15 protein-coding genes and 1 pseudogene are annotated in these 16264 nt (G+C 47.0%); 13 read left to right on the top strand and 3 right to left on the bottom strand.

Annotated elements, in window-relative coordinates; all coding sequences use genetic code 11:
- Positions 1-52: 52 nt before the first annotated feature.
- The 3 genes and pseudogenes from Q7P33_RS16590 (at position 53) to Q7P33_RS16580 (ending at position 2500) form a co-directional block, all read left to right on the top strand.
- Complete coding sequence (locus Q7P33_RS16590) at positions 53-1717, top strand: glucosyltransferase domain-containing protein (protein WP_303871852.1); 1665 nt, start codon at positions 53-55, stop codon at positions 1715-1717.
- 143 nt (positions 1718-1860) lie between these two features.
- Positions 1861-2067, top strand: coding sequence for a hypothetical protein (locus Q7P33_RS18090; protein WP_369693332.1), 207 nt, complete (start codon positions 1861-1863; stop codon positions 2065-2067).
- A 42-nt stretch (positions 2068-2109) separates the two neighbouring features.
- Positions 2110-2500 (top strand): annotated as a pseudogene (locus Q7P33_RS16580) (DUF1722 domain-containing protein).
- Positions 2501-2543: 43 nt separating this feature from the next.
- Here Q7P33_RS16580 and Q7P33_RS16575 read toward each other — a convergent pair.
- The 3 genes from Q7P33_RS16575 to Q7P33_RS16565 all read right to left on the bottom strand — a co-directional run bounded on the left by Q7P33_RS16575 (position 2544) and on the right by Q7P33_RS16565 (position 4975).
- Positions 2544-3533, bottom strand: a complete 990-nt coding sequence (locus tag Q7P33_RS16575) for a uroporphyrinogen decarboxylase family protein (protein WP_303871849.1) — start codon at positions 3531-3533, stop codon at positions 2544-2546.
- Between the two features lie 211 nt (positions 3534-3744).
- A complete protein-coding gene (locus Q7P33_RS16570; RefSeq protein WP_303871848.1) occupies positions 3745-4518 on the bottom strand; it encodes a triose-phosphate isomerase in 774 nt (257 codons plus the stop codon).
- Positions 4519-4525: 7 nt separating this feature from the next.
- Complete coding sequence (locus Q7P33_RS16565; protein WP_250933590.1) at positions 4526-4975, bottom strand: RpiB/LacA/LacB family sugar-phosphate isomerase; 450 nt, start codon at positions 4973-4975, stop codon at positions 4526-4528.
- 216 nt (positions 4976-5191) lie between these two features.
- Here Q7P33_RS16565 and Q7P33_RS16560 point away from each other — a divergent pair, with 216 nt between their 5' ends.
- The 10 genes from Q7P33_RS16560 (at position 5192) to Q7P33_RS16515 (ending at position 16256) form a co-directional block, all read left to right on the top strand.
- Positions 5192-7216, top strand: coding sequence for a sigma 54-interacting transcriptional regulator (locus tag Q7P33_RS16560; protein WP_303871847.1), 2025 nt, complete (start codon positions 5192-5194; stop codon positions 7214-7216).
- Positions 7217-7372: 156 nt separating this feature from the next.
- On the top strand, positions 7373-7768 hold the full coding sequence (dhaM, locus tag Q7P33_RS16555; protein WP_303871846.1) for a dihydroxyacetone kinase phosphoryl donor subunit DhaM: 396 nt from the start codon (positions 7373-7375) through the stop codon (positions 7766-7768).
- A 154-nt stretch (positions 7769-7922) separates the two neighbouring features.
- The gene (locus Q7P33_RS16550; protein WP_303871845.1) at positions 7923-8930 is read left to right on the top strand and encodes a dihydroxyacetone kinase subunit DhaK; all 1008 of its coding nucleotides are present in this window, start codon (positions 7923-7925) and stop codon (positions 8928-8930) included.
- Positions 8931-9066: 136 nt separating this feature from the next.
- The gene (gene dhaL, locus Q7P33_RS16545) at positions 9067-9708 is read left to right on the top strand and encodes a dihydroxyacetone kinase subunit DhaL (protein WP_303871844.1); all 642 of its coding nucleotides are present in this window, start codon (positions 9067-9069) and stop codon (positions 9706-9708) included.
- A gap of 481 nt (positions 9709-10189) precedes the next feature.
- Positions 10190-10768, top strand: coding sequence for a glycerol-3-phosphate responsive antiterminator (locus Q7P33_RS16540; protein WP_303871843.1), 579 nt, complete (start codon positions 10190-10192; stop codon positions 10766-10768).
- Between the two features lie 48 nt (positions 10769-10816).
- A complete protein-coding gene (locus Q7P33_RS16535) occupies positions 10817-11464 on the top strand; it encodes an SGNH/GDSL hydrolase family protein (protein WP_303871842.1) in 648 nt (215 codons plus the stop codon).
- A gap of 69 nt (positions 11465-11533) precedes the next feature.
- A complete protein-coding gene (locus tag Q7P33_RS16530) occupies positions 11534-13072 on the top strand; it encodes an amidohydrolase (protein ID WP_303871841.1) in 1539 nt (512 codons plus the stop codon).
- Between the two features lie 16 nt (positions 13073-13088).
- Complete coding sequence (gene glpK / locus Q7P33_RS16525) at positions 13089-14576, top strand: glycerol kinase GlpK (protein WP_303871840.1); 1488 nt, start codon at positions 13089-13091, stop codon at positions 14574-14576.
- Between the two features lie 114 nt (positions 14577-14690).
- On the top strand, positions 14691-15497 hold the full coding sequence (locus Q7P33_RS16520; protein ID WP_303871839.1) for an amino acid ABC transporter substrate-binding protein: 807 nt from the start codon (positions 14691-14693) through the stop codon (positions 15495-15497).
- 96 nt (positions 15498-15593) lie between these two features.
- On the top strand, positions 15594-16256 hold the full coding sequence (locus Q7P33_RS16515; protein ID WP_303871838.1) for an amino acid ABC transporter permease: 663 nt from the start codon (positions 15594-15596) through the stop codon (positions 16254-16256).
- Positions 16257-16264 lie beyond the last annotated feature (8 nt).

Raw genomic sequence — 16264 nt, 5'->3', positions numbered from 1 at the left:
CAAAGTGAGTGCAACGTAGTAAGATTCAGGAAGAAATTTTTAGGAGTCAACTATGGTCAATCTAAACGAACTGAATCAATTCAAAGAAAACGTCAAATATTTCCTGAACAGCAAATGGTTTATTATCCCCCTGTTGCTGGTAACCAGCATGAGTTTTGGCTTTACCTTAACCCATCCCACCGTTAGTGTCGATGACATGGCGATGGATTATTATTATCGGCAGAATGAGCTATTGATCCAGGGGCGTTTTTTTCAGGTTCTGATCGATAAAGTATTAGGAATATACAACTTCAGGCCGTTTGTGCTGGATTTTTTGGCGATCCTCTGTTTGATTGCCGCTGCGGTATTGTGGTGCGCGTTATTTAAGAAGGTTACCAACAATCAGTTAAAACCAATGGTTTATCTCGTTTTTGCGTGTTTTTTTGTTTCCTATCCGTTGATTACCGAAATCTTTATTTACATGGGATCGGATTTCGAGACCGGCTTAGGCCATCTGATGATCCCATTTATTCTCTTTATTATGGATGCTCTGTTAAGCAACACTAATAACCTGAAAAAGCCGAGCATTTATATGGTTCCGGCTTTTTTGATTGCGTTAACCCTATCCTTATATGAATCGTTCGCCGTCGTCTATTTATTTGGAATTTTTGCCGTCCTGATCTTGCGTTTTTTATACAGCGATGTGAGCAGAAATATCAGGGAGGTGTTTAAACACGGGGTTTACTTTGTGATTCCGTTAATCAGTGGCATCGCGCTGCGGCTGGTGATTGATATGATCTTAAAGCTGGTGTTACACCTCGGCAGCAGTACCAATGCCTCGAAAGAAATTCATTGGGATCGTGGTATCGTCGAAAATCTGCCCAAGCTGGTGGATGGCGTAGTCTTGACTTATGTTTACAATGCGCTAGTTTATCTGCCGATCACCTTTTTGCTGCTTGCCATCAGCGCCACCGTTTTTTTGACGGTCCGGGATGGCATCAAACACCGGTCATTCACAATCGTGGTATTATATTTAGCAAGCATCGTCAGTATTTTTTCATTGACCATCCTTCAGGGAGTTGAAACACCATACCGGGCCTGTACGGTTTTTAGTGTATTTATCGCCTTTGTTTTTATGTTGGTGTTACAGGTTGTTGAAGAAAGCAAAGTGGGAATCGTCGTTAAAAAAGCAGTGGTTGTGGTATTTGGCATCATGATAATTTGGCAGATTAATGATATCAATCAGTGGTTCTATGTTGATTATCTGCGATATGAGGAAGAGGTCAATGTGGTCAATCAGGTTGCTGCCGAAATCCGTTCAAATTATGATCTGGATAAACCGGTAGTTTTCCTCGGTGATTACAAGTTGTCGGACAACATCAATCAGTATACCTCGGCCGAAAAAACCAGTCTGGCAGGAAAACTCTATATGAATCTGACCGGGGCGGAGCCGGCAGGCAAATATGCCTACAAATTTGTCCAAAGCAATGGCGATAGCTTTTTAGACTGGGCAGTCGGCTGGAATTTTGAAAACAATGTTTCTGAAGCGCATAAGTTTTTTAAATTTCTGGGTTATGATTTTAAGGCGGATAATTACGAGCTGCGCGAAGAAGCTCTTAAACTGGCAGAGGATAAGCCGGCATGGCCGAAAAAAGGTGCGATATTTGAAACCGATGAATTCATTGTGGTCAATTTCGGGATCACCGAAAAATTTGCCAATCAGGTCAAGCTCAATTAGAATGGTCGGTTGTTAAACCGGATAGCCGGATCGGATGAGTCTGATTGAACTTTATCCCGGCGGGGTAAGAAAGAGGGTATCAACGCAATCCGGAGGCAGAGATGGAAAACGAATTATGACCCCGGGTGGTTGTCAGTAAATGCATGGGTTTTGCAGCCTGTTGCTATAATGGCCAGAACCTTCATGACAAGTTTGTCGAAAAACTCAAAGATTATGTTGAGTATTACCCGGTTTGTGCTGAGGTGGAAATTGGCCTCGGTTGCCCCGCAATCCGATTCGGTTGGTGCAGGAGGATGGCGCCACCCGCTTGTATCAGCCTGTCAGCGCGTTTGACTACACCGAGGTGTTGATTGATTTTAGCCAAAAATATTTTGATAGATTGCCTGCCGTTGATGGCATACAGTCAAAAAGAAAAGAAGTTATTGGGGCAGATCGTTGCCAACCATGACAAATTACCGGTTGCAGCGGTAATCGCCGGCTACAAAAATGGGCTTGGCACTGGCCAAAATCCCCCGTTATAGCAACTATATCAATGCGATGATGCACATCTTGGGTTATTTTTCAGATTCTCTTTCAAGCGGTGAAAAGACCTTTGTTCTGGACAGATTTGAAAAATACCGTAGCGGCAAAATCCCCTTAAGCGTACCGCTTACGGTGCTTAAATCCTATGTGACTCGCTACCAGCAGGACTGTCTCCTCAGTCAGATGATCTGGTCAGCCTTCTCCGAGGAGCTGATATCCATCCGCTCCTCAGGAAAAACTAAGCGCCTACAAAGCCTTTGAGATTGTCATCACTGCTATTGTCTGGAAAACCCCGGCGGATTAGTCAAGCGACCGGATTCTTCTGGGCATATTCGCGGCCGTATTTGGCCAATTCGTCCATTACAATGCCATTGTTCCATTCTCGGAAGCAGACACCATTGGGGATCGAGGGATAGAAGCGCCCACCCGGACAGTAACTGTCAATCGCCCGACGCACTTCAGCCCGGATTTGCTCTTCAGTGATGTTTTCGACATCGATTTTGGGCCCATCAATACCGCCGACCATGGCCAGTTTACCTTGGGTGATGGCCTGGATTTTGACGATATCGTTTTGGGCAATGACGCCCTGCCAGATGTCAACGCCAATTTCCACCAGATCACTGGCAATTGGTTCCAGAATGCAGTCGGCATGATGCATGTAGATCATCCCGCAGTCATGGATGGTGTCGGCGACTTCCTGCTGCAACGGTTTGATAATCTCCCGCCAGACCCTCGGTGGTAGAAACAGATTCTGTTTGGTGCCCCAATCATCGTGATAAAAAATGATGTCCGGCTGGGTTTCTTCGGCCACTTTGCGGATATAGGCCATCTTTTGATCGGCAATCACCCGCAGTAGGGCTTTCATTTCGTCGGGATACTCCAGATAAGCCATCAATGCATCTTCCATTCCCAACAGAAAATGACTGCGTTCAAAAATGCCGCCCGGGTAAAAGAAGCAGGCCAGTTTTTCATTTCGGTCGATTTGGGCGGCCGCTGCCCGGGCCGTTGTCCAGTCCAGATCTGAAAGTGAGGGGACAGTCAGCTGTTCTTCCCATTTTTCAATATCCGTAATGACCACATTATCCCGGGTAATGTGGGGATGGGGCCCCGGTGCTCCCGGCAGGAAAACCCGTACGGTTCCCCAGGAATCCTGATATTCCTTACCATCCTGAGGGAGCAAGGCATCCCGAACAAAGAAAGGATCAGGAATAAACTCGACCGCTGCCATCAAATCGCCGTAGTAATCCGGTTGTTCACCACGATACACGGCCATCACGTTTTCTCTTGGATTCATCAAAAAATCTCCTCGAATCATTAGTAATCAGTAAACGATTGCAACGCTACTGTAGTTATGTTTTGCTTCAGTGAAAACGCCACTGGCGTTTCACAAAGATTAAACATGTTTAAAATATACCACGGATGATTTGTAAAATCCAGTATTTTCTGAAAAAATAAAAGATACCCGTTCGGGTATCTTAAAAATCAGGATTCGTTTGTAAAAAGGCTTAGTGCAGCACATCGCCTACCGATGCCATCAGCGCTTCAAAAAGATCCGGTTCCCAGGCACTGCGGCCGATGAACAGGCCATCGACATTGTCAAGCTGGGCATATTCACTGGCGTTGTTAATATTCACACTGCCGCCGTACAGAAGCGGCACATTGTTTCCGGCAGGACCATACAGTTCCACCAGGACCGTCCGCAGAAAATCGTGGATCTCATTGACATAAGGGGTTTCGGCGGGAATCCCGTTGACGCCAATGGCCCATATTGGCTCGTAGGCAATCCAGAACTTGCCAATCTGATCGGCAGAAATGTCCTTCAGGGCCACCTTCAGCTGTTTGGCCAGCATTTCCCGGGAGATGCCATAGTTGCGGTCAGACATTTTTTCGCCAATGCAGATCAGTGGCAGCAGCTGGTGTTTCAGGGCGGCCAGGGCTTTCAGGTTGACGGTTTCGTCAGTTTCATTGAAGTACTCGCGCCGCTCGCAGTGACCCAGTTCAACCAGATCGAGCCCGATTTCGGCAAGCATTACCGGCGAAATCTCACCGGTGAACTGACCGGCATCCTCAAAATGCATATTTTGAGCCCCGAGTTTCAGGGCGCTTTGGTTTAAATCAATCAGGTCCTTTAATTTCCACAGGTGGGTATGGGGTGGGATGATAAAAAACTCAAACTGCGGATATTTCGTGATAATTTCGGAGACCTTTACGGTATAGTCAGTGGCCTCGGCCATGGTTTTGTTCATTTTCCAATTGGTACCCAGTAAAAATTTTTTCATGGTCGACCTACTTCAGATATGTTTTTTCCAGAGCCCGCATTTTTTCAACCTTTTTGGTTGAACCGCCGCCCTGGAATTCGCTTTTTAACCAGGCTTCAGCGATCATTTTAGCCAGCTCCACACCGATTACCCGGGCGCCCATCGTCAGGACATTGGCATCATTGCTCTTTGCCAGCCGTTCAGCCGAAAAGACATCATGACAGGTACCGGCAAAAACCCCGGGCACCTTGTTGGCCATCATGGCCACCCCCAAACCGGTGCCACAGAAAATAAAACCCCGGTCATATTCCTTGTTTTTGATGGTTTCGGCTAAATTAAAGGCAATTTCAGGATAATCACAATCGTGGGTCGCAGAATAAGCTAAATCGGTGACATCATATCCGGCCTTTTTCAGGTAGTTAAAAATCTCATTTTTGAAATCAATGGCAGCGTCGTCACAATCAACAGCAATTTTCATGATGAACCTCCTCGGTTTTGTTTTTTTTGAAAAAGATATTTTACATTATGTAAAAATGCTTTTCCTTTAAGGTAATTCGTTTTTGGATACGTTATCATTATTACACAGAGTTTTGGGTTTGTAAAGTATAGAATCATTTGAGCAAAACAGAAATTAAGTAAAAATTATCGGAAAATATGACAGAATGTCGGCCCGTGAAAAGACAGGGAGGTTTTGATGGAAAAGACCCAGCGGATTATCATAAAAAATAAAAACGGCTTGCACACCCGGGTGGCGGCGATGGTTGCCCGTCAGTCCCAAAAGTTTGAAAAGATCTGGGACTGCCAGCTCTATCTGCGGCGGATTAATTCTCAGGATGGGGTGCCCTGCAACAGTGTGTTGCCATTGGTTTCTTTGAAAGTTAAAAATGGCGAGATGATCGAAGTGTACAGCAGTGACAGTGGCAGCGAGGAGGCGGTGTTTCGGCTGGCTTCTTTTCTAGGCCAGACGCCGGAGCTGGAAGTACCGGAAACAGAAGACATCGACAGCATCCTCCAGGAAAATACCCTGGCCAGTGAAAAGATTTTTGAAAGCATCAATAACGGCCTGATTGCCATGGACAGCAATGGCATCATCAATATTTTCAATCGGGCAGCCGAGGAAATCACCGGCATCAAGGCCAAGGATATTATCGGTAAAAAGGGCGATGAGTGGGTGCCCAACTTTAATCTCAATGACCTGCTCCATTCCAAGTGTGAAAACCTCGGCTTGAAACACAAGATCGGTAACAAGTGGGTCGTTACCAACAAGAGTCCCATCATTGTTGACGAAGAGGTGGTTGGCGGGGTAGTGGTATTTCAGGACATTTCGCAGATTGAGGAGCTGTCCTGGGAACTCCACAGTGTTAAAGAATTAAAAGAGAAATTCAATAATATTCTTGAAACCGTCGACGATGGCATCTGTATGATTAACAGGTGCCGGGAGATTACCTATGTCAATCATCCCTTTGTCAAAATGTTCAAGAAGGAAGGAACACAGGTTTTGACCAGAAAGATTCAGGAACTTTTTCCCAAAGAAAAATTTGGCGATCCGTTTTTTGCCGGAAAAGAAGAGATCATTATTTCCACCTCCGACGGCCGGGAGTTTATTATGCATGCCCGTCCGATTACGATTGATGCCAAATTTAGGGGCAATGTGGTAGTCGCCCGGGAGTTGACCGAAATTGCCAAGCTGGCCGACCGGATTGAATTGCTGTCCCAGAAGACCCAGTATCTTCAGGAAGAGCTGGCCAAAAAAGAGGGCCTCAATCAATCCTTTGATAACATCATTGGCAAGAGTGGCGCCCTGATTGAGAGTTTGACAGTGGCCTCAAAGGCCGCTCGAACCGATGCAGCGGTGTTGATCCGGGGCGAAAGTGGTACCGGCAAAGAACTGGTCGCCCGGGCTATTCACCGGGCTGGCGCCCGGAATGACAAACCGTTTGTGGGGATGAACTGTGCGGCGATCCCCTCCAATTTACTGGAAAGCGAGTTGTTCGGTTACGAAAAGGGGGCGTTTACCGGGGCTTATAAAGAAAAACGGGGCAAGTTTGAAATTGCCAGCGGTGGTACGATATTTCTTGATGAAATCGGTGATATGGACAAGACGATGCAGGCCAAGCTGCTGCGGGTGCTCCAGGAGCAGGAAATCGAACGCATTGGTGGTGTCAAGCCAATCAAAATCGATGTCCGGGTGATTGCCGCCACCAACAGTCCTCTTGAAGAAATGATGAAAGAGGGCAGCTTTAGGCGGGATCTTTATTATCGCCTCAATGTTATTACGGTGATGCTACCGCCGTTGCGACAGCGCAAGGGGGATATTCCCCTGCTGGTGGAACATTTTTCGCAGAAAATCAGTAAAAAATATGATCTGCCAAAATGTGCCATCAAAAAAGATGCCTTGGCAGCACTGGAAAGCTATCACTTCCCGGGAAATGTCCGCGAACTGGAAAACCTCATTGAAGGGGGGATGACTCTGTCAAACAATGAGTGGATCTCGATTACGGATCTGCCGGCTTATCTGTGCGATCAGGAAAATGTCAAAAATCCTGCCGAGAAGACGTTTTCATCTTTTGGGGATGATCTCCCCACCTTTGCGGATATGGAACGATGGCTGATTGAAGAAGCCCTCAAAAAACATGGCAGTTTTCGTAAAGCCGGTCAGGCACTGGGTTTGGACCATAAAACGATTTCCAAAAAAGCTGAAAAATATCAACTCAAATGAAATTGGCACGATATTTGCTATTATTACGCTTCAGAATACCTTGCAATATGATTCAAAGTGGAATTTCGAAAACTCAGGCTTTCGATTGACAAATCTTAAAAAAGAAAGTTGCCACTTAACAATTGGATGGGTAAATAAGCGAAAGGAGGAAAAGAAATGACAGGCGTAATTATTGTGTCACATAGCGAAAAGCTGGCTGAAGGGCTGCGCGACATTGTGATGGAAATGAACGACGGCAGTGTCGAAGTCATTGCGGCTGGTGGTGCTGACGGTGGTCGCATCGGCACCAATACCCTGAAAATCAAAGCGGCGATTGAATCATTGGCCAAATGCGATCATATTCTAATTTTTGTGGATTTGGGCAGTGCTGTGCTTTGCAGCGAAACAGCCATTGAAATGTTGGATGATGACATTCAGGAAAAGGTTCATATTGTTGACGCACCATTGGTTGAAGGGGTTGTTGGCGGGGTCGTTCAGGCAACGATCTGCGATGATCTGGATCAGATCATTGAAACGGCAAAAGAAGGTGCAACCTTAAGAAAAGTGTGTTAATTTGCAAAGAAATGGGTAAATAATCCCCAGGCGGGAAAAAAATCCCCAGAGTCCGGCAAAGAAACGGTGCCGAATGGCCAGTTTATGGGAATTTATTTTGGCATGGTTCTTGCTTTAAGAAAACGTATACAAATTATTTTTTCAGGAGAATGAAATGAAACGATTTATCAATGATCCCTATGATGTAGTTGAAGAAATGTTGGAAGGTTACGTTCTGGCTCACAAAGATTATGTGGAATTAATCAAAGAAGGCGAAGCCCAGGGAAGAGTAGTTGTAAGTAAATCCGCAAAGAAAAAAGACAAGGTGGGCGTCGTTATTGGTGGCGGCTCAGGACATGAACCATTATTTTTAGGCTATGTCGGAAAAGGTTTTGTTGATGCTGCTGTTATTGGTAACATCAATACCTCACCATCTCCAGATCCATGCTATGCGGCCGTTAAAGCGGTTGACACTGGCAAAGGTTGTATCTATCTGTATGGTAATTATGCCGGCGATGTCATGAACTTTGACATGGGTGCTGAGAAAGCCGACGAAGAAGATGGTATCCGGGTAGAAACGGTATTGACAACGGATGACGTTATTTCATCAGAAAATATCGAAGATCGACGCGGGATCGCCGGGATGTTCTTCATGTTCAAAACCACCAGTGCCAAAGCTGATATGGGTGCTGATCTGGATGAAGTGGTTGCACTGGCTCAAAAATGTAATACCAATATGCGTACCATGGGCGTCGCAATGTCTTCCCCAACCTTACCATCCAAAGGTGGCCCAATCTTTGAAATGGAAGAAGGCGACATGGAAATCGGTATGGGTCTCCATGGCGAACCTGGCGTCAGACGTGGAAAAATCGAGCCAGCTGATAAAGTGGTTGACCAGATTATGGATCCAATTCTGGCCGATCTTCCCTATGTGGCCGGTGATGAAGTTTATGTAATGGTTAACAGCCTGGGTGCTACCCCACTACAGGATCTGCACATCTGTTTCCGTCGGGTTGCTCAAATCCTCGAAGAAAAAGGCATCAAAATTTATAAATCAATTGTTGGCACCATGGCATCATCAATGGATATGGCCGGGATGTCAATTACCCTCCTCAAACTGGATGATGAATTAAAAGAACTGATGGATTATCCCTGTGATGCACCATACTTCACCCAGGTTTAAACAGCCATCTTAAACACGTAGATCTATTCTTAATAACAATAATAACAATTTCTTAATAACATAACCCAAAATCTTAATAACAAACCAAATGGGCGGTCAGAAGACTGCCCATTAATCCATTGTCAGGAGAAAGAATATGAGCGATTATATCTTAAATAAAGACTACTTTATTGCCGTTATTGAAGACCTTATTATCATGTCGGAAGAGAAAAAAGAATACTTTATCCAATTGGATTCAGCCATCGGTGACGGCGATCATGGCATGAATTTAAGCATCGGTTTTCGCGAAGTCAATAAAAATTTGGAAGCGTGGAAATCAGAAGATATCAACACCATTTTCAAAAATGTCGGGACTGCTTTATTGGATAAGGTTGGCGGTGCGGCTGGTCCATTGTATGGTGGTTTCTTCATGAAATTCGGTCTGCCAGTCAAGGGCAAAGATGAAGTGACCTTTGATGAATTCATTGAGATGATGGAGTCTGGCGTGGCCATTATTGAAAAACGTGGGAAAGCCGTTGTTGGCGACGCAACCATGGTTTGTACCTTGCGACCGGCGGTTGATGCCTTGAAAAAAGCCTATCACGATGACGGGCTGTCCCCTAAAGAAGCGATGAAAATGGCCATGGAAGTTGGGGCTCAGGGATCCGACTCAACAGTGCCATTGATTGCCAAAAAAGGTCGAGCCATGCGTCTGGGTGAACGGGCCATCGGTCATCGCGATCCGGGTTCAGCCTCCAGTGCGGCGATGCTGGAAGTTTTCTATAAACACATGCCATAATTGTTACATCAAACATGCTGCAATCATGTTTTTGTCTTCTTGAGTAATGTTTTAAAAGCCATTGGAACCGATCGTTCTGATGGCTTTTGATTACTTTAAAGCGAAAATGTTTTTATCTGCACCCGCAACCACTGGTGGTTGGATTTATTGCAATTTGGATTGGAACAGGAGCATCAACAACTTTTATAAATATGGTAAATCGACCTTGACAATAGCATGGAATAAGCATAAAATAAAAAATAGTAAACCATTACAAGAGAATACTAACAGGGCAAGAGTTTAAGAGATGTCCGTATGATACTGTGTGCGTCACGCCGGAATGTCCGGCTGTGCCCCAGTATGATGCGGACTTTTTTCACGTTTGGAATAATTGCCGGAAAAGTCAGGCGAATCGACAGGGAACGGTAAAAGTCGAAGGAGTAAAAACGATCGTGCAACGGAGCGTAAAACAGTGAAAGTGAGTGCTTAGAAAGGAATGCCTGTGGAAACAAAAAATACGCAGAATCCATTTACAACCAAACCCGTGATTCCCTCTGTACATCAGCGTAAAGAACTGCTTTACGCCATGGCAGAAACTGGGGCAGATTGGATCATGCTCAAATTGGGCGACGTCAACACCCTGCCGCAATTGGTGGGGCATATTCATCGTTTCGGAAAAAAGGTGATGGTTCACCAGGATTCGATTAAAGGAATTGCCCGTGATAAAATGGGCATTCAGTATATGGCAAACTGCGGGGTTGACTGCGTCATTACGATGAAAGCCCCCTGTGTCAAATATATCAAAGAAGTCGGAATGGTTGCCGCCTTCGGATTTTTTGTCATTGATTCCGATGCCTGTCGTACCGGTTTAGCGAATGTCAAAGAACAACAGCCGGATGTGGTTATTCTGATGCCGGGAACCATCCCCCCGCAGCTTATTAAGGCGATTAAAAGCGAAGCCGGAACGCCGATCATCCTCGGTGGCCTGATGACAACCGGAGAGCAGATAGTCGGAGCCATGGCAACTGGCGTCGCTGCTGTTGCCACCAGCAATCCAGAGCTATGGAACTGTGAGATCTAGAACAATGATTATCGGTTACAAAAATTTAATATAAATGGAGGTAAATTCATGAAAAACGTAATGATTTTTGGTGATTCAAACACCTGGGGGTGGGATCCGTCCAATGATTTGGTTGATGTGATACGACGCTTGCCGGACGAGGTGCGTTGGGCCGGGGTGCTCCAGAATGAACTGGGAAATGATTACAAGGTGATTACCGAAGGTTTAAACGGCCGAACCACCGTTTGGGATGACCCGATTGAAGAATACCGCTGCGGCAAACAGCATATTATTCCATTGTTGGACAGTCATGCGCCGTTGGATCTGGTGATTATTATGATCGGTACTAATGATTTAAAATGCCGTTATACGGTGACGGCTCAGGATATTGCCAATGGTGCCAGTCTGATTCTTGATAAAACCCTGGCCCAGGTCGGTGCTTTTGGTCCCGATGGTCCCAAGGTTTTATTTATTGCGCCACCACCGCTGGGCCCCATTGAAGAGGGCGTCTTTAGCATGATGTTTGCCGGGAACCGGGAAAAATCAATCGAGATGGCCAGGTTTTATCAAGGTGTGGCTGAAAGCCGGGGCGTTCCTTTCTTTGATGCCGCTACAGTGGCCAAGGTCAGTGCAATCGATGGTCTTCATCTCGGTGCAGACGGTCATGCCGCTCTCGGCAAAGCAGTTGCCGCCGAAGTTAAAAAGATCCTGGGGTAAAGAAAAATGGCGGCAGCGATGCCGCCTTTCTGGATTAAATCATGGAGTTTAAGGGGAAAGGAGTTCGCCATGGAAAACAAATTGGCCTTGATAAATGGCATTGGGGTGACCATGGATGCGAATCAGCCGTCGTGTCAGGGCATTTATATAAAGGATGGCGTCATCGAAAAAATCGGGGCGTCCCCGGAAATAAAAAATTTGGCAGCAGGCGAAGGGGCGCAGATTATCGATTTGGGTGGCAAAACGTTTATCCCAGGGCTTCACGATTGCCACGTGCATATGATGAGCACTGGCTTATCGGCCATAGGGATTAATCTTTATGATTGTCGAGCGGTTAAAGAGGTGCTAGAAACCTTGGTAAAGGAAAAAAACGGTGATTTCAGCGAATGGATTTTTGGCTATGGATTGGATGAATCCCGGCTGGTGGAAAAAAGACCGCCCACTGCTGCCGAGTTGGATAGCTATTTTAAAGAGCGGCCGGTATATCTGGTGGATCGGGGGCTGCACTATACCCAGGTCAATACCATCGCCATGGAATTGATGGCCATTGGCGAAGCCGAAGACGGGCTTGGCCGGGATGCCGCCGGGAATTTATCAGGTCGGCTGCATAGCCAGGCCAACAGCCACGCCCGGAAGTATTTTTTTGACAAGATGAGCTGGGCCCAGCGGGAAACAGCCATCCGCCATACGGCCCAAATCGCCGTGGCCATGGGGGTCACTACCATTCATGCCATGGAAGGTGGGGATCTGTCTTCGGATTACGACATTCCGGTGTTTTTAAAGATCATCGACGAATTGCCCGTCCATGTGGTGCTCCATTGGTGCAGCACCCGAGTGGCAGATGTTGTTGCCCAAAACCTTAGCATTATTGGCACGGATATTCTTCTGGATGGCTCAATTGGTTCCCGGACGGCAGCTTTTAAAGAAGCGTATAGCGATGATCCCACCTCGGTGGGCGAGCTTTATTTTTCCGATGAATGGATCATAAACTACATCGAAGATGCCCATCGAGCGGGATTGCAGACCGGGTTTCATGCCATCGGCCAGCGGGCCATCACACAGGTGTTGAATTGTCTGGAACAGGCCCTGGCCAAGGTGCCGATGCCGGATCACCGTTTCCGGATTGAACACTTCGGCTTTCCTGATAGCTACGATATAAAACGTGCGGCCGCCCTGGGCGCCGTGATTTCCACCCAGCCAGCCTTTACCTATTTACGGGGCGGCTCCGACAGTGTTTATGAAGAGCGGGTGGGGCCAGAACGCAACCGCCGGGCTTATCCTCTGCGGGAACTGCTGGATGCCGGTTTGGTCGTCAATGGCGGGTCCGATTCCAACGTCACGCCCATCAATCCGCTGTTGGGTATCCATGCGGCGGTCAATCCGCCCTATTCCGGGAACGCCATCAGTCCCGCTGAGGCGCTGCGACTCTTTACCATTGATGGCGCCTATACGGCCAGAGAAGAAAAAATTCGGGGAAGTCTTAGTCCAGGCAAGGCCGGGGATATTACGGTGCTCAATCAGAATCCGCTTGCGGTAGCTCCGGAAACGATCAAAGAGATTGAAGTGGCGATGACGATTTTTAAGGGTAAGATCGTTTATCAAAAATAAAGAATGGAGAAGGATAATGAAGTATATTTTAGGAATTGATGAAGGTACCACCGGCGTAAAGGTCATGATTTTCGACAAAGCGGTCAATATCATTTCACAAGCCTACTCGGAATTCACCCAACACTTTCCTCAGTCCGGCTGGGTCGAACATGATGCCAATGAAATTTGGATGGTTACTCAAAAAATGGTGGCCGAGGCGCTGCAAAATGGGAATATCAAACCCGAGCAGATTGAAGCCATCGGAATTACCAACCAGCGGGAAACCACCGTGTTCTGGGAAAAAAGAACCGGACAGCCGGTTTGTCGGGCGATTGTCTGGCAGGATCGCCGGACCCTGGAGATCTGCGAAGCCCTGGAAGCCAAAGACGGACCAGGGATTGTTGACCGAACCGGGATGATCATTGTCCCTAATGATGCGGCCACCAAAATCCGTTGGCTGCTGGATCACGACCCCAAAGTCCGAGCTGGTGTTGATAACGGGGAACTGCTGTATGGCACCATTGACACCTGGCTGGTCTGGAAGCTGACCGGTGGCCGGGCCCACGTCACCGATTATTCCAATGCCTCCGTGACGCTGCTGCAAAACGCCCGAACCCTGGATTATGATGAGTGGATCTTAAAGGAACTGGCGATTCCCCGGGAAATTCTACCGGAACTGCGAACCTCCTGTGAGGTCTATGGCCTGACCGATCCGGCGGTTTTCTTTGGAGTAGCCGTGCCGGTGGCGGGTATCCTGGGTGATCAACAGGCGGCCGCCTTTGGTCAGGGTTGTCTGGAAAAAGGCATGGCCAAAAACACCTACGGTACCGGTTCGTTCATGGTGATGAATACCGGTGACAAATATGTCCCCCCATCAGACGGCGTTTTCTCTCCGGTTTTGTGGAGTGCCCAAGGCCGAACCGATTATGGGCTGGAAGGAATGGCTGATGTTTCTGGAGCGGTGCTCCAATGGCTGCGGGACGGTCTGGGGATTATTGACGATGCCAAAGAAGCTGAGGAATTAGCCCGGCAGGTTGAGGACAGTATGGGGGTTTATTTTGTCCCGGCCTTTGTCGGATTAGGGGCACCCTATTATGATTCCTATGCCCGGGGCATCATTATCGGGATCTCCCGGGGAACCACCAAACAGCACATTGCCCGGGCAGCTCTGGAGTCGATGGCCTTCCAGGTCAAGGACGCCTTTAACGTGATGGAAAAGAAGTCCGGCTTTAAATTGACCAGGCTCCGGGCTGACGGCGGTGGTGCCAAAAGTGATTTTCTGCTGCAGTTTCAGGCAAATATTTTAGGGGTTCCGGTGGAACGGCCGGTCATCACCGAAACTACCACCCTGGGAGCCGTCTACGCCGCCGGATTGGCAGTGGGCTACTGGGACAGCTTTGAAGAAATCGGCCAATTCTGGAAAATTGAAAAACGTTTTGAACCGCAGATCAATGATTCCAAACGTCAGGAATTATGCGGATTCTGGGATAAAGCTGTGAACCGGTCAGCTGGTTGGTTGAAATAACGCAGGGATGATTTCAGGCATTCTCCTAAAAATTTTGATGTAAAGGACTAGCAATGCACAGTGATAAAGTGTATAATAACCTCAGATTATATTAGGAAAAGAGGACTAAAAGGAATGAAAAAAAGAAGTATACTTGGCCTGATGCTGGTAGTCGTTCTGGTTGCCGGATTATTTGCCGGTTGCAGCAGCACTGCTAAAAAAACCGAAGACAATGCCAATAATGACGACAAGACCTTTGTGGTCGGCTTGGATGATTCCTTCCCACCGATGGGCTTCAGAGATGACAAAAACGAAATTGTTGGTTTTGATGTCGATCTGGCCAAAGAAGTTGGTAAGCGAATGGGCATGGAAGTGGTTCTGCAGCCGATCAACTGGGACACCAAGGAACTGGAACTGGATTCCGGTAATATCGATGTCATCTGGAATGGCTTAACCATCACCGACGAACGCAAGCAAGCCATGGATTTCACTGCGCCTTACCTGGAAAATGACCAGGTGATTGTGGTCAAAAAAGACTCTCCGATCAAAACCAAAGCCGATTTAGCGGGCAAAAATGTTGGGGTTCAAAAAGGTTCTTCAGCTTATGATGCCTTCACGGCTGATCCGATCAGTAAAGAAGCTGCTGCTTTAAATGAATACCCGGAAAATGTATCGGCCCTTAGTGATTTAGCGATTGGCCGAATCGATGCCGTTGTGGTTGACTCTATTGTCGCCCGTTATTACATTACCTCTGAAAATGCCGAGTTTGTTATTTTGAACGAAAGCTTATCACCCGAACTCTATGGCGTTGGAATTAAAAAAGGCAACACCGAGCTGCTGACTCAGGTTCAGGATGCTCTGGATGCGATGATTGCTGATGGCACCGCCGCTACGATTTCGACCAAATGGTTTGGTGAAGACATTATCTACAAAGCAAACTAATAGAAAACAATCAGTTTTTAGAAATCGGATCGTTTCGATCCGATTTTTTTATGACTGGTAATACCATAACTTTAATTCATTCCTCAGGAGAAAAAAATGTCAGATTTTTATATTTATTTATCAAATATCACTGTGCCGATGTTGCAGGGGATGGTGATTACGCTCAGTGTTTTTGCGGTCACCATTGTTTGTTCGCTGCCGCTGGGTTTCATGTTTACCCTGATGGCGAGGAGCCGCATTGCCCCGATTAAATCATTTGCCAAAGGTTATATCTATGTGGTTCGGGGTACGCCGTTGTTGTTGCAGATCATGTTTGTTTATTTTGGCCTACCGCTGCTGCCGGGGATCGGTGACTACCTTGTGTTTGAACGGTTTACTGCCGCCTGTATTGCTTTTTGCATGAACTATGCCGCTTATTTTGCCGAAATCTTCCGGGGTGGTTTGCTGGCCATTGATAAGGGCCAATACGAAGCCGCCAAGGTGCTGGGGCTGACCAAAATCGAAACGATGACCCGGGTGGTGATCCCTCAGATGATTCGGGTTTGCTTACCGGCGATCAGCAACGAAACCATCACGCTGGTCAAAGATACCGCTCTGGTCACGGTTATCGGGGTAGCAGAGATTCTTCACTATGCCAAAACCTCAGTCAATCGGGATGGCGATACCTTCGCTTTTCTGGTGGCGGGAGCCCTGTATCTGATGATCAATTTTGTGATCACGATGGTATTTAAAAAGCTTGAAAATAAATACGAGTTCTAGAGGAAAAC

The organism is Acetobacterium wieringae (assembly GCF_026646375.1).
Taxonomy (GTDB): domain Bacteria; phylum Bacillota; class Clostridia; order Eubacteriales; family Eubacteriaceae; genus Acetobacterium; species Acetobacterium wieringae_A.
Note: the sequence above shows the minus strand (reverse complement) of the source record. Positions and strands in the feature narration are given on the sequence as shown.